The sequence below is a fragment of the Kordiimonas lipolytica genome (genome assembly GCF_001550065.1).
The window spans coordinates 64,646-88,097 of record NZ_LRUB01000032.1; the positions used below are offsets into that span (position 1 = coordinate 64,646).

At 59.2% G+C, this 23,452-nt stretch carries 20 protein-coding genes; 9 read left to right on the forward strand and 11 right to left on the reverse strand.

Annotated elements, in window-relative coordinates:
- The first annotated feature begins 27 nt into the window (after positions 1–27).
- On the forward strand, positions 28–1,326 hold the full coding sequence (locus tag KORM41_RS16070) for an HlyC/CorC family transporter (protein WP_068150472.1): 1,299 nt from the start codon (positions 28–30) through the stop codon (positions 1,324–1,326).
- A gap of 137 nt (positions 1,327–1,463) precedes the next feature.
- Here the strand turns inward: KORM41_RS16070 and htpG are convergent, their stop codons facing one another.
- The 8 genes from htpG to KORM41_RS16110 all read right to left on the reverse strand — a co-directional run bounded on the left by htpG (position 1,464) and on the right by KORM41_RS16110 (position 10,687).
- A complete protein-coding gene (gene htpG, locus KORM41_RS16075) occupies positions 1,464–3,356 on the reverse strand; it encodes a molecular chaperone HtpG (protein WP_068150475.1) in 1,893 nt (630 codons plus the stop codon).
- Positions 3,357–3,455: 99 nt separating this feature from the next.
- Positions 3,456–4,493, reverse strand: a complete 1,038-nt coding sequence (locus KORM41_RS16080; protein ID WP_068150478.1) for a DUF4340 domain-containing protein — start codon at positions 4,491–4,493, stop codon at positions 3,456–3,458.
- A gap of 34 nt (positions 4,494–4,527) precedes the next feature.
- Entirely contained in the window at positions 4,528–6,423 is a 1,896-nt protein-coding gene (locus KORM41_RS16085) for a Gldg family protein (RefSeq protein WP_197421211.1), read from the reverse strand.
- Complete coding sequence (locus KORM41_RS16090; RefSeq protein WP_068150482.1) at positions 6,423–7,160, reverse strand: ABC transporter permease subunit; 738 nt, start codon at positions 7,158–7,160, stop codon at positions 6,423–6,425. The genes KORM41_RS16085 and KORM41_RS16090 overlap by 1 nt, the downstream gene beginning before the upstream one ends.
- 1 nt (position 7,161) lies before the next feature.
- Positions 7,162–8,103, reverse strand: a complete 942-nt coding sequence (locus KORM41_RS16095; RefSeq protein WP_068150485.1) for an ABC transporter ATP-binding protein — start codon at positions 8,101–8,103, stop codon at positions 7,162–7,164.
- Positions 8,104–8,206: 103 nt separating this feature from the next.
- A complete protein-coding gene (locus KORM41_RS16100) occupies positions 8,207–8,893 on the reverse strand; it encodes a glutathione S-transferase family protein (RefSeq protein ID WP_068150489.1) in 687 nt (228 codons plus the stop codon).
- A 376-nt stretch (positions 8,894–9,269) separates the two neighbouring features.
- Positions 9,270–9,968, reverse strand: coding sequence for a head GIN domain-containing protein (locus KORM41_RS16105; protein ID WP_068150492.1), 699 nt, complete (start codon positions 9,966–9,968; stop codon positions 9,270–9,272).
- A 17-nt stretch (positions 9,969–9,985) separates the two neighbouring features.
- Positions 9,986–10,687 carry a head GIN domain-containing protein gene (locus KORM41_RS16110; protein ID WP_068150495.1) on the reverse strand — a complete coding sequence of 234 codons (702 nt, stop codon included), beginning with the start codon at positions 10,685–10,687 and terminating at the stop codon, positions 9,986–9,988.
- A gap of 170 nt (positions 10,688–10,857) precedes the next feature.
- On the opposite strand from KORM41_RS16110, the gene KORM41_RS16115 reads away from it, so the two are divergent.
- The gene (locus KORM41_RS16115; RefSeq protein WP_068150498.1) at positions 10,858–11,226 is read left to right on the forward strand and encodes a DUF2794 domain-containing protein; all 369 of its coding nucleotides are present in this window, start codon (positions 10,858–10,860) and stop codon (positions 11,224–11,226) included.
- A gap of 17 nt (positions 11,227–11,243) precedes the next feature.
- Here the strand turns inward: KORM41_RS16115 and KORM41_RS16120 are convergent, their stop codons facing one another.
- The gene (locus tag KORM41_RS16120; RefSeq protein ID WP_197421212.1) at positions 11,244–12,137 is read right to left on the reverse strand and encodes a TolB-like translocation protein; all 894 of its coding nucleotides are present in this window, start codon (positions 12,135–12,137) and stop codon (positions 11,244–11,246) included.
- 299 nt (positions 12,138–12,436) lie between these two features.
- Between KORM41_RS16120 and KORM41_RS16125 the strand changes: the two genes are divergently transcribed.
- Complete coding sequence (locus KORM41_RS16125) at positions 12,437–13,576, forward strand: ankyrin repeat domain-containing protein (RefSeq protein WP_068150504.1); 1,140 nt, start codon at positions 12,437–12,439, stop codon at positions 13,574–13,576.
- Here the strand turns inward: KORM41_RS16125 and KORM41_RS16130 are convergent.
- Positions 13,556–14,800 (reverse strand): NRAMP family divalent metal transporter, encoded by a 1,245-nt coding sequence (locus KORM41_RS16130; protein ID WP_068150508.1) that lies wholly within the window; start codon positions 14,798–14,800, stop codon positions 13,556–13,558. The two genes, KORM41_RS16125 and KORM41_RS16130, sit on opposite strands and share 21 nt — an antisense overlap.
- 273 nt (positions 14,801–15,073) lie before the next feature.
- Between KORM41_RS16130 and KORM41_RS16135 the strand changes: the two genes are divergently transcribed.
- Positions 15,074–15,529 (forward strand): glyoxalase superfamily protein, encoded by a 456-nt coding sequence (locus tag KORM41_RS16135; RefSeq protein ID WP_068150512.1) that lies wholly within the window; start codon positions 15,074–15,076, stop codon positions 15,527–15,529.
- An 89-nt stretch (positions 15,530–15,618) separates the two neighbouring features.
- Here the strand turns inward: KORM41_RS16135 and KORM41_RS16140 are convergent, their stop codons facing one another.
- Entirely contained in the window at positions 15,619–16,527 is a 909-nt protein-coding gene (locus KORM41_RS16140; protein ID WP_068150514.1) for a diacylglycerol/lipid kinase family protein, read from the reverse strand.
- 187 nt (positions 16,528–16,714) lie between these two features.
- Here KORM41_RS16140 and KORM41_RS16145 point away from each other — a divergent pair, with 187 nt between their 5' ends.
- The 5 genes from KORM41_RS16145 to KORM41_RS16165 all read left to right on the forward strand — a co-directional run bounded on the left by KORM41_RS16145 (position 16,715) and on the right by KORM41_RS16165 (position 23,409).
- On the forward strand, positions 16,715–17,065 hold the full coding sequence (locus tag KORM41_RS16145; protein WP_068150516.1) for a hypothetical protein: 351 nt from the start codon (positions 16,715–16,717) through the stop codon (positions 17,063–17,065).
- Between the two features lie 68 nt (positions 17,066–17,133).
- Positions 17,134–18,378: a TolC family protein gene (locus KORM41_RS16150; protein ID WP_068150519.1), complete on the forward strand. Its 1,245-nt coding sequence runs from the start codon at positions 17,134–17,136 to the stop codon at positions 18,376–18,378.
- Positions 18,375–19,859 (forward strand): efflux RND transporter periplasmic adaptor subunit, encoded by a 1,485-nt coding sequence (locus KORM41_RS16155; protein WP_068150522.1) that lies wholly within the window; start codon positions 18,375–18,377, stop codon positions 19,857–19,859. The genes KORM41_RS16150 and KORM41_RS16155 overlap by 4 nt, the downstream gene beginning before the upstream one ends.
- Positions 19,856–22,975, forward strand: a complete 3,120-nt coding sequence (locus KORM41_RS16160; protein ID WP_068150524.1) for an efflux RND transporter permease subunit — start codon at positions 19,856–19,858, stop codon at positions 22,973–22,975. Before KORM41_RS16155 ends, KORM41_RS16160 begins: the two co-directional genes overlap by 4 nt.
- The gene (locus KORM41_RS16165; protein WP_068150527.1) at positions 22,972–23,409 is read left to right on the forward strand and encodes a YybH family protein; all 438 of its coding nucleotides are present in this window, start codon (positions 22,972–22,974) and stop codon (positions 23,407–23,409) included. The genes KORM41_RS16160 and KORM41_RS16165 overlap by 4 nt, the downstream gene beginning before the upstream one ends.
- The last annotated feature ends 43 nt before the right edge of the window (positions 23,410–23,452 follow it).

The window sequence follows — 23,452 nt, forward strand, 5'->3', positions numbered from 1 at the left end:
TGCGACATTAGAGACTGGAGCTTTACCATGGACGAGACAGCGGCAGCCGCTTCTCTCTTCGATACCGATTTCTGGATCACTGCCGGGATCATTTTTGTTCTTCTGGGGCTTTCGGGCATTTTTTCCGGGTCTGAAACGGCGCTCACAGCAGCCTCCCGTGCCCGCATCCACCATATGGCGAGTGACGGCAACAAGCGGGCAAAACGCGTTTCCCGCCTGATTGACGACCAGGAACGCCTGATCGGCGCGATCCTTCTTGGCAACAACCTTGTGAACATCCTGGCGTCCGCCATTGCCACCAGCCTTTTCATGAATATGGTGGGCGAAGAAGGTGTGGTTTATGCCACCCTGGTGATGACGGCGCTGGTGCTGATTTTCGCAGAAGTGCTACCAAAATCCTACGCCATCGCCAACCCGGACAATATGGCGCTGAAAATCAGCTGGTTCATCAGCCTAATCGTAGCGCTTTTTGCCCCCATCGTTGCCTTGGTGCAGAAGATCGTGCGCCTGACGCTCAGGGTTTTCGGTATCGACATTTCCAACATGGAAAGCGTGCTTTCAGCCCACGACGAGATCCGCGGCACCATCAACCTGCACCACAAAGAAGGTGGGCTGGTGAAAGAGGACAGCCACATGCTGGGCTCTATCCTGGACCTGAATGACGTAACGGTTGAAGACGTGATGGTGCACCGGTCTTCCATGGAAGCGCTGGATATCAACATGGGCACGGAAGAGATCATCACCGCTGTGGTCTCCAGCACCTATACGCGCCTGCCGGTCTATGAGGGCGACCCGGAAAACATCATCGGCGTGCTGCACGCCAAGGACCTACTACGGTCACTCCGCCGCGCGGGTGTGATGTCCAAGCGCGTGAATATCAAGCGCATCATGGTCAAACCCTGGTTTGTGCCAGAGACCACCACGCTTCGCGAACAGCTGAACGCCTTCCTGGAACGCAAAGCACACTTCGCGCTGGTGGTGGACGAATATGGCGCCATCCAGGGGCTGGTGACGCTTGAAGACATACTGGAAGAAATCGTGGGCGACATTGCCGACGAGCATGACTTCGAAGTGCCGGGCGTAAAGCAGCTTTCTGACGGCTGGGTGGGCGTGGAAGGTACCGTGCCGATCCGGGACCTGAACAAAAGGTTCGACTGGAAGCTGCCGGACGACGAAGCCATCACGGTGGCGGGCCTTGTGATTTTCGAGGCCGAGACCATCCCGATCGTTGGCAAGAAATACCAGTTCCACGGGTTTGAGTTTGAAGTGACCTCCAGAAAGCGCAATCAGGTAACCGGCCTGAAGATGCGCAAGCTACCAGCTTAAAACCAGCACAAAAAAGCCCCGGCACATCCGGGGCTTTTCACTTGGTGTCATACCGGGGCATGACCCCGGTATCTTTTCAGCATCAGGCTAAGTGGATGAAGATTCCGGCTTTCGCCGGAATGACCCCTTTTTGGGCTTTAAGCCAGCCCTTTCTCCATCGCGGCAGACAGGCGGCGGGCGAAGGCGGCGGTGTCATCCAGCTCGTCACCCTCAAGAATTTTCGCCTGATCCAGCAGAAGGAGCACAGGGTCTGCGAGCGTATCGATCGCGCCCTTGTCGCCTGCACGTTCAGCCAGCTTGCGGATCACCGCGTGGCCCGGGTTGATCTCCAGAATCTTGGCGGAAATGGCACCGCCAAGCTGGTTGTGAGCCTTCAGGATGCGTTCCATGTGCATGTCCATGCCGCTGTCGTCCGCCACCAGGCAGGCTGCCGTGGTGGTCAGGCGGTCAGACGCGCGCACGTCCTTGATCTTGTCACCAAACACTTCCTTCATCAGCGCCGTCAGCTTCGCAAGCTCGCCTTCCGGTGCTTTCTCGCTCTCGTCTTCCTTGTCGTCGCCAGCGATGTCCTTCAGTTCCGACGCGCCGCGCGTGATGGATTTGAACGGCTTACCTTCGAAATCAGGCGCCATCTGCAGCCAGAAATCATCCACCGCGTCTGACAGCAAGAGCACCTCAATGCCCTTGGCGCGGAAGCCTTCAAGCTGCGGGCTACGCTTCACTGCCTCGGCGTCCGTGCCGGTGATATAATAGATGGCGCTTTGCTTGTCTTTCATGCGGGAGACATAGTCGGCCAGCGAGGTCCAGCCGTCCACACCCGTGGACTTGAAGCGCGCGATCTTGAGGATGGCGTCGCGGCGCTCGAAGTCCTCATAAATGCCTTCCTTGATCACCGCGCCAAATTCGCCCCAGATGGCTTCGAATTTTTCCGTGTCTTTTTCCGCCAGCTTTTCGAATTCCGAAAGCACACGCTTGGTGATGGCTTTCGACATGCGCTCAAGCGTCGGGTTGTTCTGCAGCATCTCGCGGCTGACGTTCAGCGGCAGGTCCTGGCTGTCCACCACGCCGCGCATGAAGCGCAGCCAGCCCGGCAGCAGGTCGTCGCTATCGTCGGTGATGAAGACACGCTTCACATAAAGCTTCACCCGGTTTTTGCGCGCGGGGTCAAACAGGTCCATCGGCTGCTTGGTGGGCACGAACAGCAGAACCGTATATTCCTGCATGCCTTCGACCTTATAGTGCAGCGTCACCGATGGGTCGTCGAAGCCGTGGCCCACATGGCGGTAAAATTCGGCATACTGTTCGTCTGTGATCTCTGACTTGGGGCGCGTCCAGATGGCGGAGCCTTCGTTCACCACCTTCGGCTCGTCCGCGTCATCATCTTTCTTGTCGCCGCCATTGATCGCCAGCGTGATCGGCACGGCGATATGGTCGCTATAGGTGGTGATGATTTTCTGAAGGCGGAAGCGCTCCAGGAATTCCTTGGCGTCATCCTTCATGTGAAGGACGATTTTCGTGCCGGCAGCTTCCTTGGTGGCTTCGGCGATCTCGTAAGAGCCTTCACCGGCGCTTGACCACAGCCAGGCGTGTTCGTCACCCGCCTTTTTGGTGGTCACATGCACCATGTCCGCCACCATGAAGACGCTGTAGAAACCCACACCAAACTGGCCGATGAGCTGCATGTCCTTCTTGCTGTCGCCCGTGAGCTGGTCAACGAAATTGGCGGTGCCCGAACGCGCGATGGTGCCAAGGTTGGCGATCAGGTCGTCGCGGTCCATGCCGATGCCGTTGTCCTCGATCGTCAGGGTTTTGGCGTCTGCGTCAGCCGTGATGGCGATACCGAATTCGCCAGAAGCCAGGTCTGGCTTCGTCAGGGCTTCATAGCGTAGCTTGTCGCACGCGTCGGATGCGTTCGAGATAAGCTCACGCAGGAAAATTTCGCGGTCCGAATAGACCGAATGCACCATCATATGCAGCAGGCGGGAAACTTCGGCTTCGAACCCCATTTTCTCTGTTTTTACTTCAGACATGTTTTCTCTCAGCTAGCTGTTACGGTGTAATAGAAAGGCTCGGTGCGCCACTTTGGGCGCACCATGATTTGTCCTGATTTAGGAAACAATTCTTCAGGATCAAGAGGCAGCAGGCGTCTGAGCCTTAACAAATGCGCCCCGGGCGCGCATCAGCACCTCTGCGTCACCATCCGCCAGCTTGAAAAACCAGCCACGGGTTTTGGCATTAATGGCTTCCGCTTCAGCCGCCCCGTCCATGGGCGCGTCCGGCAGCGGCCCGGCTTCGCCTTCGCTCATCAGGCTTTCGTCATGCTGAGCAGAAACCTGCGCCCAAGTGGCACCTTCCATGTCATAGAGCGTCACGGTCAGGCGGAGGCCGTCGTGGGTCGTGAGTGTGGCTGTGCGCTTGGGCGCTGTCAGCGGATTACCCAGATGGCGCACGTCAGAAAAGCTGAGGCCAGTGAGCACACGCGCGGGTTCCGCAAGCTGCCATGTGGGTACTGCTTCTTCGCCAGCCTGCAGGCCTTCAAGGCTGTACTCACCTTCTCCCAGCGAACGCGCAAGCACGGTATCACCCAGGCTGACGCTGCGGACGCGGCTGTCCGCAAGGTCCAGAAGGTCGGTGTTGAGCCACCAGGCCGGGTCATCAGCGCCTTCAGCCAGGGACGTCACCAGCCAGGCGCGGGTGTCGCTTTCCTGGAAAATATAGGTCAGTGACCGGTCGCTGCCGATGGTGCTTTGCTTGCCCATGGCAAAGGCAAGCACTGTGGTGCCGTTTGCATCCAAAAGCGATACATCGGTGGCCGCATCCCCGAGGCCGATCTGGTCGAACCGCTCAGGGTTGGAGGTCTTTGGTTCACGCCGTTCTGACAAGGCAACACCACGCAGGAAGTCGCGCACCTTGGCAAGGTCAGCCGGGTAGCCGCCGCGCTCCGCCACTGCCCAGACGTCAGCCTGCTTTTTCAGGGTTACGGTTGCAGGCCCTTTTTTCAGGCTGAGGGCGGCCACATCATTGATGCGCTCCTTCATGCCTTCAAACGTGGGTTCGCCCCTGCCGCCCTGGTCGCGCGTCGGGTCTTCGCCGAACAGCACCCAGATGGCGCCAAGGATGGCAAACAGCGTGAGATAGCCGAGAATGTTGGTCAGTCTTTCAGACATACCGGTCTCTTTAGCTCCGTCTTTTTGGCCCGCCTCAGGCAAGCTTGTTGTCTTGGCGTCGGCGGCGCAGTAGCACACGAATGAGCGCAAAGGCAATGATCAAGAGCGGCATCAGCGCGATATTGATGGCCGCCAGCCAACTGCCCAGGCTGTCAATTTCGGTCCGCAGGCTCCGCTGAACTTCGCGGAGCGCCTTCCGCGTCTCCAGAAGCTGGTCGCGGAAACGCTCGATTTCCGCTTCCTGATCGCCGGACAGCACAGCCGTGCCCTCAGGCTTCTGCGCTTCAAGCTGGGCGATCCGGTCTTCGGCTGCCTGCAGGTCTGCCTCAAGGCGCTGTTCTTCCGCCAGATATTTGGCTTCTGCCTCACGGCGGATATCGTCCACCACCTCAAACGGGCGCTTGGAAATGCCGCGGCCGCGCAGGTCCAGAAGCGCGTCAGAGCCCGAGATATGGTCCGCCATATTCAGCACATAGCTGCCGTTGCCCGCAATCGGGACGACCACCCGCTGGCCAAGGAACTGCTGCAGCTGCACCCAGAAGCGGTCATCGAACAGGTCACTGTCTGCCGTGACCACAAGATTGACATCCCCTTCCTTCAGCGCAGGGTTCACAACCGGGCCGCCTTCCGCCTCTGCCCGGTCCGGGAAGGCCGTGGCCGCGTGGCCCGTGATCCGCGCCGACAGGATGAAGGATTGGCCCGCGGGCTCCAGGTCCTGCAACAGGCTGTCCGGGTCAGGCACGCCGACGGCGCGCGAGGCGTCATAAAGCATGGCGACGGAACTTGTCGTCACCAGGGGCTGGACGTTTGTGCCGGCATCCTCAAGTGGCTCCAGCACGCCGCTGCTGGCGAAATTCAGATTGTTCACCGAGCCGCTGACCGGGTCGTCGCTTGCCAGGAAATTATCGGTCACCCCCAGCCAGAAGACATAATCCTTCACCGCGTCCGGGCCATAGCCGCCCATCTGTACGCGCTGCGCCAGCGAGGCATCGCCCACCACCTTGCCTTCCGGCATGGTCACGCCCCAGGCTGGCAGCAGCGGGCCAAGCGTGGACGGGCTGGGCGCCATGGCACGCGGGTTCATGGCCTCAGCATGCGGGTCCAGGAACACAAGCGTGCGGCCACCCTTCAGCACATATTGATCAATGGCGAAAAGCTGGTCTTCGTTCAGTTCCGGTGGATGCACGATCATCAGCACATCCATGTCCTCGGGGAGTGCAGTGAAGCTGGGGTCAATATCCACCAGGTCAAAGGCTTCGCCGAGCTGTTCATAAAGCACATAGGGCTGTGCCTGCCCCTGCATCATCGCCTGCGGGCCACCGGGGCCATAGGGCATGGGCAGCTGGGTCAGGAGGCCAAGTTTTTTCTGGCCAGTGCGGTCCAGCCCTACCAGCATTTTAACTAGGTCATACTCAAGGAATTTTTCCCGCTCTTCAGTGAAGAAAGCGATTTCACCCCTGCCGTCGGTGGAGTTGCTGGCGGTAAGCCCCAGATAAAGCGTCGAACCGTCCCCAAGCGGGATGCCCTTGAGGCCAGCAGCGACCGCGTCGTCTTCGGCTTCCGAAAAGGGTTCAGGGTCAATGACAGACAGATGAATATTCGCCGGGTTCTGTGCCTCAAGCGCGCGCAGCATATCCTCTACCCGCTTGCCATAGCTCAGGAGCTGTGGATAGGGGGCCGCGAGCGATTTCGAGAAATAGAAATTCAGCGTGACCGGCTCGTCGAAGCGCTCAAGCGCGCTGATGGTGCCGCTTGAGAGCGTATAGAGCCCCTCGTCCGTCAGGTCCAGCCGCACGCCGCGCATGTAGCGGTCCGCGATCACGGTGACAGACAGGAACAAAAGTGCCGCCATCAGAATCTGGATGCCCGGCCGTTTCATGATGCCTGCTGTCGCCATAGTCTGTTGCTCTTGCTTTTTATCCTCAGCCATCATCCTGCCTCCCGCTTGCTTTCCACCACAACCCGGTTGACCCAGAGCCAGAAGGCGATCACCGCGATGAAATAGAAGACGTCAGCGAAGGAAACGACACCCTTCTGCAGATTGTCGAAATGAATGAGGAAAGAGAAGTTGGCCACAGCGAGCGTCAGCCCTTCGGGCGCCCAGCCGGTGAAAAGGTCCAGCACCATCGGCAGGCCCGACACCAGGAACAGGAAACACACGGTGACCGCCAGAATGAAAGCCACCACCTGGTTCTTGGTTGTCGCAGACAGCGCGCTGCCGATCGCAAGGTAGGCCGAGGCCATCAGAAGCGAACCCAGATACCCGGTGATGATCACGCCGTTGTCGGGCGAGCCAAGCCAGTTGACCGTGATCCAGATCGGCACAGTGAAAAGAAGCGCAAGGCCCGCGAAGGCGACGGCCGCCAGATATTTGCCGACAACGATAGAGCCCATGGAGATCGGCAACGTCAGCAAGAGTTCGAACGTGCCGCTCTTTCTTTCCTCGGCCCAGAGCCGCATGGCAATGGCCGGCATCAGGAACAGGTAAAGCCACGGCTGGTAGGCGAAGAAAGCCACCAGGTCTGCTTGTTCGCGGCCATAAAACTGGCCAAGATAGAAGGTGAACAGCCCCTGCATCACCAGGAAGATCACCAGGAACACATAGGCGACGGGTGTGGCGAAATAGCTGGCGAATTCGCGGCGGAATATGGTGAGCATCGCTTTCATCTTACCGGCCCTCCGTAACCTGGCGGAACACATCATCGAGCCGCCCGGCCTCAACCGAAAACTGCCTGACCTTCCAGTTGCTGACTGCGGCGATATCACCGATCTGGTCGGCGATTTCCGCGCCTTCGCGCGCCAGCACCGTCAGGCGTACATCATCGCCTTCCGTCGCGGCTTCAACCTTGGCCACCATACGGATCGATTTAAGCGCAGATGCCGCTTTTTCCGCTTCCGAGCGGGGCACAAGCATGGTGACCGCGTTCCTGTATTTCGACCGGGCCCGCAGCTCAGACGGTGTGCCGTCAGCCACGATGCTGCCCTTGTTGATGATGACCGCGCGGTGACAGAGCGCGTCCACCTCTTCCAGAATGTGGGTGGAGATAATGATCGCCCGGTCGACCGACATGGCTTCGATCAGGCGCCTGACTTCATGTTTCTGGTTGGGATCAAGCCCGTCAGTGGGCTCGTCAAGGATCAGAACATCCGGCGCATGCAAAATAGCAGCAGCCAAGCCTACCCGGCGCTTGAAACCTTTCGAGAGCGTCTCGACACGCTGGTCCATCACACTGTGAAGATGCACAGCACCTGCGGCACTTTCCACCACGTCCCGCGCTTCGCCGCCTTCGATGCCGTGCGCGGCCGCAACAAACATCAGGAAATCCTTGCTGGTCATGTCGCCGTATAGTGGCGCCCCTTCCGGCAGATAGCCGATACGCTTCCGGGCAGCCACATTGCCCGTAGAGATGGTTTCACCACAAACAATGGCCCGCCCATTGGTGGGGGCGAGGAAGCCAGTCAGCATCTTCATAGTGGTGGTTTTGCCGGCGCCGTTCGGCCCAAGGAAACCAAGCACTTCGCCCTTCTTCAAGGAAAGCGAAATGCCGTCCACAGCCTTGAGGGTGCCGAAATGTTTTCTAAGGTCCTGTGCTTCAAGTAACACATCCATGACCAGATATCCCCCTTCGGTCGGTGGCCGCTTCGGCGCGGCCTTTCGTTATTCTTCGTCTGCTAGATAAAGTCTCAGGCGGGTCAAGGCAAGACCCGCGAGTCTAATAAGCTAGCTTGGCTGATCTGGCATAGCCGTCAAACAGGTCCAACATGCTCTCGCGCCACGCATGAATCGGGTCATCCGCATCAAGAAGCTCGAAGTCGCTGGCGATGCGGGCCCACATCAGGGTGCCGAACAGGCAATAGTCTGCCCAGGCCGGCGCATCGCCAGACAGGAACTTTTGAAAACCAAGTGTGTTTCGGATGGGCGTGAGCGACGCGCGAAACTTCGGCAACGCTGCATCGCGACCAGCTTGTGCCTCTTCCAGGCTGCAGCCCAGGAATTTTTCGCGGGCTTCACGGAAATAAGACCCGTTCTTTTCATCCAGCCGGGCATGAATGTCCGCCACAATCATCGGGAAGATGCCACGCACAACCGTGTTATCGATAAAGGCATTCAGAAGCCGCGCCTGGCCTTCTGCAATCGGCCCGCCGAAAAGCGGCGCATCCGGATAGGTTTTCTCCAGGTAAAGCGCGATCTCAAAACTGTCTTTCACCCAGGTGCCGTCATCGTTCAGCACCGGCACAGTTTTCGACTGGGCATTTTCAAGCGGCTGCTTGTTCAGGAACCGGATCGGCACGCCTTCAAAATCAAGGCCCTTGTGCATGAGCGCCATACGGATGCGCCAGACATAGGGACTGAAACGCACATCTTCATCACGGCCGCAAAGTTCAAACAGCTGTCTCATATCTCTCTCCCTGGTATCGCACGGTGCCTGACAGGGTGGCTAGGGTGCCCGGCACAAGGGAACTTGTCGAGCAAGAAAACCATTATGTGATCATAAGACACTTTGATGATTGTATGAAAATAGTGCTGGCCCGACCGTGGGACAATGCGGAGATAAGGGGCTAGGGGTTCAGCGCCCCGCATACCGGTCGGGCCAGTCGAGGCCAACAGCTAAAATCTCGGCCTGCAATACGGCTGGCGCGCGGCCCATTTGTGACCATTTCGGGGCACTCCCTGAACCTTGGTTTAGCCTCCCGCGCCGACCTTTGAAGCCGCCAAAGAAAAACCCCGGCACGGAGCCGGGGTTTCGCTTAATTCGGTTTAGGGCTGAAAATGTATCAGCGCATCTCAACATCGCCAGAGCCATGCACGCTGGTGCGCAGCTTGTCCGGCTTGCCATAAACGACAACGTCACCGGAACCCTGGATCGTGATATCGGCAGCCTCGTTGGCATGCACGGACACATCACCGGAGCCCTGCACCGTCACTTCCGCGGACTGGCAGATCATGCCGTCGGCATCAATGTCGCCTGACCCATGCAGGTCGGCTTCAACTTCATCGCATGTGCCGCTGATCTTGATGTCGCCGGAGCCATGCACACTCATATCCAGATCGCCGAACTTGCCATTCTTGACGATGGCATCGCCAGAACCATGCACCTGGAGATCAAAATCTTCTGCCTCGGCGCCTTCCACCAGCATGTCACCAGAGCCGTGTACGCCAGCAGCGTCAAGCGAAGGCACAGTGATATAAATCTTCATGCGCTTGATGCTGCGATAGTTGCCGCGTTCCAGCTGGATGTGCAGCTCATCGCCTTTCACGATAGTCTCGATATGTTCGATGATGTTGGCGTCGGCCTCAACGCGGACCGACTGTTCGCTGCCCACCTTGATTTCCACATCCATGGAGCCTTTGAGGTATACCTCATCAAACGCGCCCACATCGCGGGTTTCTTTGGCAATATCGTCCGCTTGGGCTGCAAGAGTCCCCACAGCCAGAGCCGCTACTGCAGCAGTTGTTTTCAATATGTGTTTCATTTTACTCTCCCCCGGAATTATTTGATGCGGATCTTGCCAAACAAGCTATCGCTCTGATGCACTTTCTTGGGCTCACCATAGACGGTGATAGAGCCAATGCCGCTCACGTCTGCGTCAACGCTTTCGCTTGCAAACACCTTGGCTTCGCCCACGCCCTGAACGGACACTTCCACATCGGCGCATTCAAGGTCCTCGGCATCCACTTCACCGGCGCCCTTCAGTTCAAGGTCGAGCGAACCGCACGTGCCTTCAAGTTCAATCGCGCCTGCGCCCTTGAGGTCGATCAAAAGGTTTTCGCTTTTCAGGCCTTTTATTTCCGCGTCCACAGCGCCCATCACTTCGAATTCCTCAAGCGTTGGCATGGTGATCGTCACCTTGATGTCATCGGAATTGAAATGAATGTTGCCGTCATCATCGTCGTCATTGGCGTTATCAAGGGTCAGCGTGCCGTTCCGGACATAACTTTCAAGGCGCGCGACATCATCATCATCGCCTTCAACCTTGAGGGAGAAGCTTTCGCCAGCCTCAAGCTTCAGCTCCATCGCACCCTTGATGCGAATTTTGGTGAAGTCCTTGACGTCCCGGTCCTTTACGACTTCGACATGCTCAGGATGCATGGCCATCAGGGCGGTTGCGGCTGGGGTCAAAATGGTAGCACCGGCCAGACCTGCAAGCGCAAGTCCGAACACACTCCGGCGAATAGTATTCGCGTGTTTCATGGGATAATTCCTCGCTTTGTTGTCGTGTGCCGTTCCAATTATTCTTATGAAATCGGCATCTTTGTTATCTCATTCATGTAGGAAGGGGTCAAGCCGATTCAAGGGGGCTTGTCGCGCCACGCTTGCTATTCATCGCATTTTTCCGCAAACTGGACAGGTAAGAGGAGTGCATGAACGAAGCATCATCCATCCATACTCTGGGGCAACTGCCCGGCAACGCCTCGAAGGCGGGCCGAGACACCATCGTCTATTTCATGCGCCCCGAGCTTAACCAGATCCTGAATGTCTATGGCCGTATGGTCGCCGCCGGCGAATGGCGCGATTATGCCATCGACCACCTAAAGGAACAGGCTGTCTTCTCCATATTCCGGCGCGCGTCAGAGATGCCGCTATACCGCATCATCAAGGAACCGGCACTCAGCACCCAGCAGGGCGCCTGGCGCATCATGGGCATGGACGGCCAGGTCCTGAAGCGCGGCAAGAAGCTCGATCAGCTCCTCAGGTACTTCGACCGCCAATTGGTCAAGGCTGTCGACTAAGGCCCAAAGCAGCCGGTTCAATTTGGCCTGAGCTCCTCGATGATCCGCGCATCAATCCAGAACAAGTCGGACTGACGCTTGCCGTCGCCACCGGCTTTCGGCACCATTCTGTTGAAGAACAGATAGTTGCCGTCAGGCGTGACCCTTGGCCCACCTTCCTCAGCTGCGGTATTTACCTTGTCGCCCATGTTGATCGCTTCGCCCCAGGAACCGTCTTCCTGCCGAAAACTGATGTAAAGATCAGATTCGCCATAGCCGCTCTCGCGCTCGCCGTCCCACATGATGTAGCTCTCGTCCGGCGCGATAAACGGGTGGGCATTCCAAATGCCGGTATTGATCTCGTCGGGCAGAGGTTTCGGGTCTTCCCATTTGCCGTCAGTGAACCGTGAATAACGAAGGATACTGATACCCTCCCGGGTGCCCCTTTCATCCAGCACAAGCGTGCCTTTGGCGGAGGCCTTCAAGGTCATGATCTGAATTTGTTCAAACGCGGGGCCCAGGCTTTTCATCTCCGACCAGCCGTCTGGGGTGCGCTCCTTATATTGAGCCTTGAAATGCAGGGTCTTACCGTCCGGTGACTCGAACAGTTTACGCTCTTCATCAGGCATTGGCACCTTATGCCATTCATTCCCCACTCGCTTGAATATTACAGATTCTGGCTGCTCGGACTCGCGCGAATGCCGCCACCGGCTGACATAGAATTTTGTCATATCCTGGGAAAAACCGCCCGCGTCCCCCCATTCTTCCGTATTCACAATGCCCGGAGCGAAGGGTTGGGCGATCATACCCGGCGGCGTTTGCCCGAGGTAAGGTCCATGTGCGACGGCTGTTGCATCACCCGCGCTGGCACCACCGGTCACAGCCGTCACGGCAAGGACCATCAAGCCAGGCAAAACGGCAATTCTTCTCATGATTCCCCCTTCAATTCGGCAGCGCTTCATTATCTTGATCGCGGTATTGCCGCATTAAGCCATATATCGGAAGCTATACAAAACGGCTGCGATGAATCGTTTCATTGATGCGCCAAAATGAAATATTATAACAAAGCGCATAGCCGTATTTTGTTTATGTATGGGCCTCTTGCGTTACCAAAAGACATCATAGCCAAGCGCCTGCGTGTTAAACCAAAAGGTACTTGCTGAAAGTGGGCGCGCTGGCGCACAGTGGCCGCGCCGGAAACAAGCAATTAAAACCAATTTGGGGTAGCATCATGAAACGCCTGGGCCTGTCTTTCCTTCTAATCGCCTTTTTCAGTGTCACAGCGTCAGCAAACCCGGCGGCCGACAAAGCCATGATGGATGCCATCATGGCAGGCGACGCGGAAACTGCCCTCAGTGCCATCGATGCAGGCGCCGGTGCAAACGCTTTGGATGACAAAGGCGCAAGCGCGCTTTTCCGCGCGGTGCAGAACAAGCTGGAGCCTGTCGTCGTGGAGCTTCTCGAAAAAGGGGCCAACCCTAACGTGCAGTGGGCCGATTATATCGGCGCCACGCCCTTGATGATGGCCGTGCAGGTCAAGGACCTGGGCCTTGCCCAGACACTGCTTGAATATGATGCGGATGTGAATGTGGCTGACACAAACGGTGACCCCGCCATCAACTGGGCGGCCTATTATGGCTACGGCGACTTTGTCGAGCTGTTCCTTGTGCATGACGCAGACACCAGTCTTACCGGCCACGGCAACGCGCTGGAGATAGCCATGCGGCGCGGCCACCAGGACCTGGTGAAGATGCTGAACACATCCCACGACATGCCCTCGCCGGATGCTGCCTTCATGGTGGAAGCCATTGAGGCTGGCGATGATGCCGGTGTTGCGGAGGCCCTGATGCTGGGTGTGCCCGCAGACACGCTGGATTTCACAGACCGCCCTGTGCTCGCGCTGGCCGCCCGGCTTGGCCGTGTGACCATTGCAGAGCGGCTTCTGGCCGCGGGTGCACCAGTGGATCAAGTGGATGCCATCGGCTTCACACCACTGATGGAGGCCGCGCGTGACGGCCAGCTTGAGACCGCCCAACTGCTTCTTGAAGCAGGCGCGGACCCGAACCACAGGTCAGAAGCCTCAGCGCTTCACCTTACGCCCATGCATATGGCGGGGCTGAGCGGCAAGGCTGAGATGGTGCAGATGCTGGCGGAAGCGGGCGCGGCGGTTGACCCGTTGGGGCGCGAGAATGCCACACCGCTTTCCTGGGCGCTGGGCGAAGGCAAGATAGAGGCCGCCATGGCGCTTCTGGACCTGGGCGCTGACCCCACCATCAAAAGCAACTATGGCTACACACCCGCCGACATCGCCAGAAACATGAAGAACGAAGCGCTGCTCAAAAAGATGAAGCTAGCCGAAAACCAGGAATAGATACCCGGCGGCAAACAGCGCCATCAAGGCAATGCCCACCCGGCTCCAGTTCAAAAGATACGGTGCCGGGCGGTCCACACCCTGCACGCTGGTTATCACCCGGTGATTGAAGAAGGCCAGAACAGGCGCTGTCAGGAACGCAAGTGAGGTCACGAAATCCACAAAACCCTTGAAGCCGCCCAGGAAGAAGGTAAGCAGCAGATAAGCCGCCAGCAGAAAGCCCAGAAGCGTGAAGGCATAGGCTTTCTTCTGTGACTTTGGCTCATCCTCCACGATCGGGGCGCCGAGCGACGCCATGACCGCCACGAAAGACCGCACAAGCCCGTCAAAAGCCGTCAGGCAGGTGGTGAACATGACGCTGAGGGCCGCGATGCCGATCAACGGCACAGCCCAGGCACCAAGTGTTTCGCGGTAAAGCCCCATGATCTGGGCAGCGAAGGCAGGCGCCGTATCAGCGGGCTCAACCGCGCCCGAATGCATGATGCCTGCGCCCAACAGCAGGAAACAGATCGCCAGTATCGCTGTGCCCCAATAGCCGATGTTGAAGTCTGCTATCGCACCCGCGAGGCTGGGCTTTTGGCCCATGTCCTTCGCCTTCGCCACAGTCCAGAGGGACGCGAAAATGGAGCTTTCCATCGCCGTGGGCATCCAGCCCGCAAGAGCGGCCACGAACAGCATGGCTTTGATATCAATTGGCGGGGCGGACGCAGGATAGAAAGACCAATCCACCTTGGGCAGCACCAGCACCGTGGCGATGAGGGTGCTGATGGTCAGCACCGCCATGAACAGCTTGTTCAGCCGGTCCAGCCAGTGATAGCCGCCGATGGTCAGGAAGGCCCCTGCCGCCACCATCACCAGCGCGACGGTGGACAGGATGGGCATGGCAAGCCCGAACACAACCTTGACGATGCCCGCTGTCACCAGCGAGAGCGCCGCCACAGCGAAACCGTCCGCCGTAATCAGGACCGCGCCCAGAAAGAGCGGCGGGAACCAGCCCAGGTCGCGGTATCCGGCCACCAGGCTGCGACCCGTGGCAGCGGCATAGTGGGCACCGAAACGGAAGGCCGGATATTTGATGATATTCGCCAGCACCACCACCGCCAGAAGCCCGAGACCGAACACGGCCCCCGCACGCGTTGACTGCACAAGGTGCGACGTGCCCACAGCCGCGCCCGCGAACAGAAGCCCCGGCCCAAGCGCCGTCAGATATTTTGGTGATGCCATCGGTGTTTCCTCCCCTTACCGCGGCTGACGGTATCACCGGTACGAACGTCATGGAAGCCATCAAGATTGACCAAGGGAGCCTTTTGTGAGACAAGGCGGCCAAGGCATTGAGGGATCGCCTGCCGCCCGCGCCCCATAGGGGCATGGTGAAGATCCCCGGGTAAATACCGATCTTCCTGGAAGATCATTCGTCCAAACCGTCATCACGAACGGCTCAGGACGGCAAAGCGGGCCCCGTTTCCAAATGAACTGCCGTTCGCGAAAGGCGAACCGATGACTGATCTTATTACCCAAATGAAGGGGCGCGCGAAGCGGCTCCGAAGCTACTTGTCCGACCTTGGGCACACGCTTAGCCATGCGCAATCTCTGGAGGCCATATCAAAAGAAGAAGGGTGCCGGGACTGGAACACCCTCTCGGCCCAGTTACGACAGCAAGAGAGCACGCAGGCTAACCGCCCACCCATCCATGTTGGCGACCGCACAACAGGCATCTACCGGGGCAGTGCGTTTGAAGGCACTGTACTGACGCTTGAGCGCACCGATGGCAGCTCAAAACAGCTGTGCCCGGTATGGCGCATCAAAATCCATTTTGATGCCCCCGTTGCTATTGGCACAAACACGCAGCTTAATCATACGCGCCAGCGCGTGCGCGCCATGATCAACCGGGAAGGTAAGTCCGTGAACCTGAAGGGCGTGCCCGACGGTTTCATGCAGATAGACCTGCCCTAAAAGATGGGCACCGAGGGGTGGTGCGCCGCCCCTCTCTCCCTCATCTGCTGTTCTTACCGGTGCTCTTACTGGTGCTCTTACTGGTGCTCTTACCGGCGCACAAACGCGCGGAATGGCAGCGGATGTTTCTTCGGCGTCACCTCAACCGCACCAAACCCAAGGAAATCGCCGTCCACCTGTATGGGCGTCTGGTCGTCGCCCAGATGAAGGGTCGCACCCTCCAGCATCCAGGCATCACACCGCTTGTCAAAGCGCCTGAAGCCGATGCTGAGCTGATCCAGAATGCGCGGCCAGGCGCCGTGGCCCTGGCTCATCAGGCAGGCGAGACCGTGGATGTTATAGTCCGTCATTTTCGTGACCGTAAAAGGCCCGGCATAGCGCCGGATGTTGGCCAGAAGCGCCCAGGCGCATGTGCCCGCCTTGTTCTTATGCATATGCCACGGAATGTCAGGCAGTTCGCTGTCGCCCATCAGCGCCTGCAGGATCGCGGGCACAAAGGATGCCCGCCCGATCTTTTCCTTGAGGCTGGGAGAGACGTACCTGAGCACCTCCGCGTCAAACCCGGCGCCGATCCAGCACAAGCCAAGCTGCACCCGGCCAGCCCGCGTCACCTCAAAAGGGTAAAGGTCAACGATATCACGGGAGAGAAGCGCGTTAGCCACATGCCGCGCACTGATGTGTCCGCCCTTCATATAGCCCAGCTCACGCGCGAGCACATTGGCAGACCCAGCCGGAATGATGCCCACCGGCACCTTGTGCCCAAATGCGCCTTCGGCCACCTCGCGGATCGTGCCGTCACCGCCTGCGGCGACAATCACATCCGCCTCGCCCGTCGCGGCGATCTTGGTGGCAAGTTCCGTGGCATGGCCGGCAAATTCAGTATCCAGCATGCGCACGTGCTGGCCGCCGCGCCGAAGTTTTTCGGCGATCCTGTCAACAAGGCTGCTTTTGCCCTGTCCGGCGAACCGGTTTCGGATAATGGCGACACGTTCGCTCATACTGCCCAGCTGTTCCAATTGGTTAAAGTCAGCCCACTCTAGGCTGAGTCAGGTTAAACAATGGCTACATAAGCACAAATTGCAACCGTCTGCGCCCAAATATCACAGCCTGGCACACCCGTCGTCACCAAAAGGTGAAAGAAAGCTGCTTGACCTTGGAGCCTGCTCCGGGGTTAAACTCCACGCCATGACACGGTTCGCACATATCATCGCAATCGCCTTCCTGTTGGCGACCATGCTGGGACAATCCGCTGGGGCAACCCGGGTGGATGGCCCCGCCATGGATTGTTGCGATGACGAAATGATGCAGCAAATGCAACAGATGCAAGACCATGAAGGCGGCGACTGCCAGACAGACACGCAGTGCCCTTCCGGCGATGCCTGCTGCCTGCTTGCCGTCAACAGCGCCCCGGTGCTGATGCCGCATTCGCTTACCAGCGCAAGTCGGCTTGTGGGCCAAATCCGTGTTGAAGTGGCTACTTTCCATGAACCGGAAAGCGCCCCTACCCGGCTGTTTGCCGAACCCCCAATCGCCTGACACCACGCCACACGTGTATCTTTTTGCAGCGGTGCGCCCTCATGCGCCCGAATGTCAGGTGACCCAAAATGTTCAAAATCCTTATCCTTTTCATCGGCCTTACTGCGTTCAGCGCGGTGGCCCACGCAAACCAAAGCCCCCTCAGCCTTGAGGAAGCCATCAAGCTCGCGACCGCCGCGACGGACCCATCGGTCGAGGCCTATAGGGCGCGCGAAAGAGCAAACACCGAAGCCGCCACAGCAGCAGGCGCCTTGCCGGACCCATCAGCCAGCTTTAGCGTGCGCAACCTGCCGGTGGACGATTTTGACCTGAACCGCGAAGCCATGACCCAGTTGCACCTGGGGGTCAGGCAGATGTTCCCGCGGGGCGACACCCGCAGTCTCAAGAGCGAACAGCGCATGCACATGGCCGATGAAAACAGCGCCTTTGCCCTTGAGCGCACCCGCGCTATCGTCCGTGACGTCACCATCGCCTGGCATAAGGCACGCTATAGCCATGTGGCGCATTTGGAACTCAAGGGACTTGCCGACCTTCTTGGAGAACTTCGCGCCGCTCAGGAAGGCAATTTTGCCGCCGCCGGCAAGGCCGCAATCCAGAAAATCTACCGCACTGAACTTGAAGCCGCGCTTGTGGAAGACCGCGTTGCCTCAACCACGCAGGCACGCGACCAGGCAGTTGAAATGCTGGCCCGCTATATCGGCCGGGCAGAGGCCATGCGGGCACCTGCTGAAACGCCATTGCTGGCCCGCGCTGACGCCGCGGCCGCCCGGCTTGATAGTGCGCTTGACCGGCACCCGCTTCTTGCAGCCGCTGCCGCCCGCGAAAAAGCCGCTGGCTCCAAGGTGGCGCTGGCGCGCGAGGCCTACAAGCCCGCCTGGGGGCTGGAGGTTGGCTATGGCGCGCGCTATGGCGGACGGTCCGATTTCGCGTCTGCCATGGTGACCTTTGACCTGCCCTTCTGGACCGGCAGCAGGCAAGACCCCGCGCTGAGGGCCGCGAAGGCAGAAGCGCAGAGCCAGTCGCTGTCAAAAGAAGCCCTGCGGCTCAATCTGGAGCGCGAAGCCCGAAGCCTGCTTGCAGACATCCGCCATCTTGAGGGCCGCATCGACCGGTTCGAAGGCACCATTTTGCCACAGGCCAACAGCGTGGTTACCGCCACGCGGAACGCCTATGGCGCAGGCGACGTGGACTTTTCAGAACTGATCCGCGCCGAAATTGCGCTGGTGGACAGCCGCCTTCGCCTTGCCATGCTCTATCGCGATTTGGGCATCGCCCACGCGGGCCTCACTTTCCTGACCGGAGACGACCAATGAACAAGACCATCCTGATTGCGGCCACCGCCGCAGCCCTTGGCCTCGCCGGCGGATACATGCTGGCAGGCAGCACCATGACCCCCAGCGGCAGCGACGCAGCCGCGGAGAAGAAACCGCTTTATTGGGTTGCCCCGATGGACTCATCTTACCGCCGTGACGGCCCCGGCAAATCCCCCATGGGGATGGACCTTGTACCGGTCTATGAGGAAGGCGCGGGCGGCACAAAGGGCTATGCCGGCGCAACCGTAGACCCGCGCATTGTCAACAATATCGGGGTCAAGACCACGCCTGTTGAACGCGCCATGCTGATGCCGGTAATCGATACGGTCGGCAAGATCACCTATGACGAAAAGGCCACTGCACACGTACACGTGCGGGCAGACGGCTGGGTGGAAAAACTGCATGTCCGCGCCGAAGGCGAGCGGGTCAAGAAGGGCGACGCGCTGTTTGATGTTTATTCGCCTGAACTGGTCACAGCCCAAAGCGAATATCTGCAGGCCCGCACGGCAGGCCGCAGTGCGCTGGTGGCATCGGCCCGCGAACGCCTGGTGGGCCTTGGCCTGACCGACGCGCAGATCGGCGCGCTCGATGGCCGCAGCAAACCGTGGCAGACCATCACTGTGCGCGCACCGCTGGACGGCACGGTCACCATGCTGAATGTCAGCGACGCGGCCCGCATCACCGCAGGCAAGCCAGCCATGCAGATCACCAACCTGGACAAGGTGTGGCTGATCGCTGACGTGTTCGAGGCGGACATGACAGAGGTGCGTATCGGCGCCAAGGCCACCGCCACATCCGACGCCACAGGCGAGACGGTGTTTGAAAGCACGGTAGATCATATCTATCCGGACCTCAATAAAATGACCCGCACCAACCCGGTACGTATCCTGCTGGATAACCCGGACGGCCGCTTGCGCCCGGGCATGTATATGCGCATCCGCATCAGCCGTCCGATGATCGAAGACACGCTTGTGGTGCCCGCCACCGCCCTGATCCGGCTGGGCAGCAGCAATCATGTCATGCTGGCGGAAGGCGACGGCAAGTTCCGCCCTGCTGAGGTAACAGTGGGTGAAACCGTGGGAAGCCGCGTGCAAATCCTTGGTGGCCTCAGGGCTGGCGAGCGCGTGGTTACCGCCGGGCAGTTCATGCTGGACGCGGAAAGCAGCTTCCAGGGCGCCAGCATGCGCATGAGCGCACCAGAGCAGGCCATGGAAGATATGGCCATGGAAGAGCCTGAGCCCCAGTCTGGTTTCACATCCGGCACCATCAACGAAGTGATGCTGGACGAGCGGACGCTGAACATCAGCCATGGCCCAATCGATGCTTTCGATATGATGGGCATGACCATGATCTTCCCGGTGTCGGACGACGTGGACATGAGCACTCTTGAAGCCGGACAGGAGATTCATTTCGAAGTCACCAAGACGCCGGAGGGCCGCTATCTGGTGACAACCATCCACGTAATGGGAGGCCATGAATGATCGCCGCCCTGATCCGCGCATCCGTACAGCACAGGGTGCTGGTGGTGCTTCTGGCGCTTATCGCGCTTGCCTGGGGTATTGTCACCCTCAGGCAGACGCCGCTTGACGCCATCCCTGACCTTTCCGATGTGCAGGTGATTGTCAAAACCCGCTTCCCGGGCCAGGCCCCGAAGGTGGTGGAAGACCAAATCACCTACCCGCTGACAACCGCGCTGATGGCGGTGCCGAAAGCCACCAATGTACGCGGCTTCTCCTTCTTCGGGGACAGCTATGTCTATGTACTGTTTGAGGACGGCACAGACCTTTATTGGGCGCGCTCCCGCGTGCTGGAATATCTCAACCAGGTGGCGGGCCAGCTGCCCGAAGGCGTGCGCCCCGAACTTGGCCCCGACGCCACAGGCGTAGGCTGGATTTACCAGTATGCGCTGATCGACCGCAGCGGCAAACACGACCTTGCAGACCTCACAAGCCTGCAGAACTGGTTCCTCAAGTTTGAGCTTCAGAGCGTGTCGGGTGTCGCGGAAGTGGCCACAATCGGCGGCATGGTTCGCCAATATCAGGTGGTGCTGGACCCGCTGAAGCTCAGGACCTTCGGCCTCACGCTCGCGGAAGTCAGAAACGCCATCCAGATGGGGAACGGCGAAGTGGGTGGCTCGGTGATCGAGCTTGCCGAAGCCGAATATATGATCCGCGCCAAGGGCTATGTATCGTCCGTCGATGACCTGAAAGCCATCCCCGTTGGGCGGCTTGAGGAAGGTACGCCTGTGATGCTCGCGGACGTTGCGACCATATCGATCGGGCCCCAGATGCGCCGCGCAGTTGGCGAACTGAACGGTGAAGGCGAAGCCGTGGGCGGCGTGGTAATCATCCGCTCAGGCGAAAACGCCTATGACACTATTCAGGCGGTGAAGGAAAAGCTGGCAGAGCTCAAAAGCGGCCTGCCGGAAGGGGTTGAGGTCGTCACCACCTATGACCGGTCTGGCCTGATTGAACGCGCCGTCGACAACCTCAAGGGCAAGCTGACAGAAGAGATGATCGTGGTCATCCTGACCTGCGCCCTGTTCCTTCTGCACTTCCGCTCGTCGCTCGTGATCCTGCTCTCATTGCCGCTTGGTATCCTGATGGCTTTCGTTGTCATGAAGGCGCAGGGCATCAATGCCAACATCATGTCGCTTGGCGGCATCGCCATTGCTATCGGCGCCATGGTGGACGCCGCCATCGTGATGATCGAAGGGCTTCACAGGCGGCTAGAGGACGAGAAGCTCACAGATGAAAACCGCTGGCGGATTGTTGCGGAAGTCTGTGTAGAAATGGGTCCGGCGCTTTTTTTCTCGCTGCTGATCATCACCGTCAGCTTCGTGCCGGTGTTCGCGCTGGAAGCCCAGGAAGGGCGGCTGTTTGGCCCGCTGGCCTTCACCAAGACCTATTCGATGGCGGCAGCGGCGATCCTGTCGGTCACGCTTGTGCCGGTGCTAATGGGATACCTGATCCGCGGCAAAATCACGCCTGAGCACAAGAACCCACTCAATCGCGCTTTGGCCGCGGCCTACCGGCCGCTATTGAAGACCGTGCTGAAGTTCCCGAAGGTTGCGATCCTGGCCGCGCTGGCCATCACCCTTTCGGGCATTCTGCCGCTCTCGAAACTCGGCAGCGAATTCATGCCGGACCTCAACGAGGGCGACTTCCTTTATATGCCGTCCGCCTTCCCTGGCGTGTCGGTCGGCAAGGCGCGGGAACTTGTTCAGCAGACCAACAAGATGATCATGACGGTGCCTGAGGTGAAGACCGCCTACGGCAAGGCCGGCCGCGCGCTGACCGCCACAGATCCCGCGCCTCTCACGATGATCGAGACCACCGTGCAGCTTAAGCCAATGAATGAATGGCGCGAGGGCATGACCATTGAGAAGATCAAGGCGGAACTGAACGCGGTGGTGCAGATTCCGGGGCTGACAAACGCCTGGGTGATGCCTATCAAGGGCCGGATCGACATGCTGGCCACCGGCATCAAGACGCCCATCGGCATCAAGATCCAGGGGCCTGACCTTGAGACCATCGCCACCATCGGCACCGATATCGAACGCCTCCTGAAGGACGTGCCGGGCACAGCATCCGTTTATGCCGAACGGGTGGTGGGTGGCCGCTATGTTGAAGTGGACGTGCGCCGCAATGATGCCGCGCGATACGGCATGACCGTGGCGGCAGTGCAGGATGTTGTGCGCTCAGCCATCGGCGGCGCCAACGTGGGCCAGACGGTCGAGGGGCTGGAGCGCTACCCCATCAACCTGCGCTTCCCGCGCGACGTGCGCGACAGCCCTGAAGCCTTGCGGGCGCTGCCGGTCGTGACCCCCACAGGCGCACAAGTACCGCTGAAGGTTCTGGCTGACATTCACGTTACTGACGGGCCAGGCATGATCCGCAGTGAAAACGCCCGCCCCGGTGGTTGGGTGTTCGTGGACATCGAAGGCGTGGACGTGGGCACCTATGTGCCGCGCGCGCAGGCCGCCCTTGAACGCGCTGGCAAGCTGCCCGCGGGCTATACGCTCGGCTGGTCAGGCCAGTTCGAATATATGGAACGCGCGAAGGAACGCCTGACCTTGATTGTGCCGGTGACGCTGGCGCTGATCGTCATCATTCTGTTCCTGTTGTTCAAGCGTCTGACGGACGTGGCGCTGGTGCTGGTGAGCCTGCCGCTCGCGCTCACCGGCAGCTTCTGGTTCATGCACATGCTGGGCTATGACCTGTCTATCGCTGTTGCCGTCGGGCTGATTGCGCTGGCCGGTGTGGCCGTGGAAACGGCCGTCGTGATGCTGGTGTTCCTGCATAAGGCAGTTGAGGAAAACGAGGCCCATCCAAAGCCTGATACAAACCTCGCCAGCGTGATCACCGAGGGGGCATTGAGGCGGCTGAGGCCGATCATGATGACCACCCTGACGGTGATCATCGGGCTGGTGCCCATCATGTATGGCACCGGCACCGGGTCTGAAGTGATGCGGCGCATCGCGGCGCCCATGGTGGGCGGCATGGTCACCGCGCTTGTTCTGACACTAATCGTTATCCCGGCAGCCTTCTATCTGCTAGAACGGCATAGGCTGGGAAATGGGGAGGAAACCAAATGAAATCGATGAAACACACACTTGTTGCCATGCTTGGCCTTGTCCTGATGATGGCCCTGCCCGCAGCGGCACAATCCAGCCCCGAAGAGGTAGCCGATGCTTTCAACAAGGCTATCGAATCAGCGGATGAAGCCGCGGTTGAGCGCCTGCTGGCGCCTGACGTGATGATCCTTGAAGGCGGACACGCGCAAAAGAGCCGCGCGGACTATATGGCTGGCCACATGAAATCCGACATGGCTTTCATCCCGCACATGACCCGAACGGTGCTGGACCGTCAGGTAAGCGCAGATGGCGACCTGGCGTGGGTGGTGACTTTCTCGACCATGAAAGGCAGCTTTAAGGGCAAGGATTATGACTTTTCCTCGCGCGAACTACTGGTGATGAAAAAGACCGATGGCACCTGGCAGATCACGCTGGTGCACTGGACCGACAAATAAACTGGGCAATAAATAACAAGAAGCCGCCGGGCTCAGGGAACGA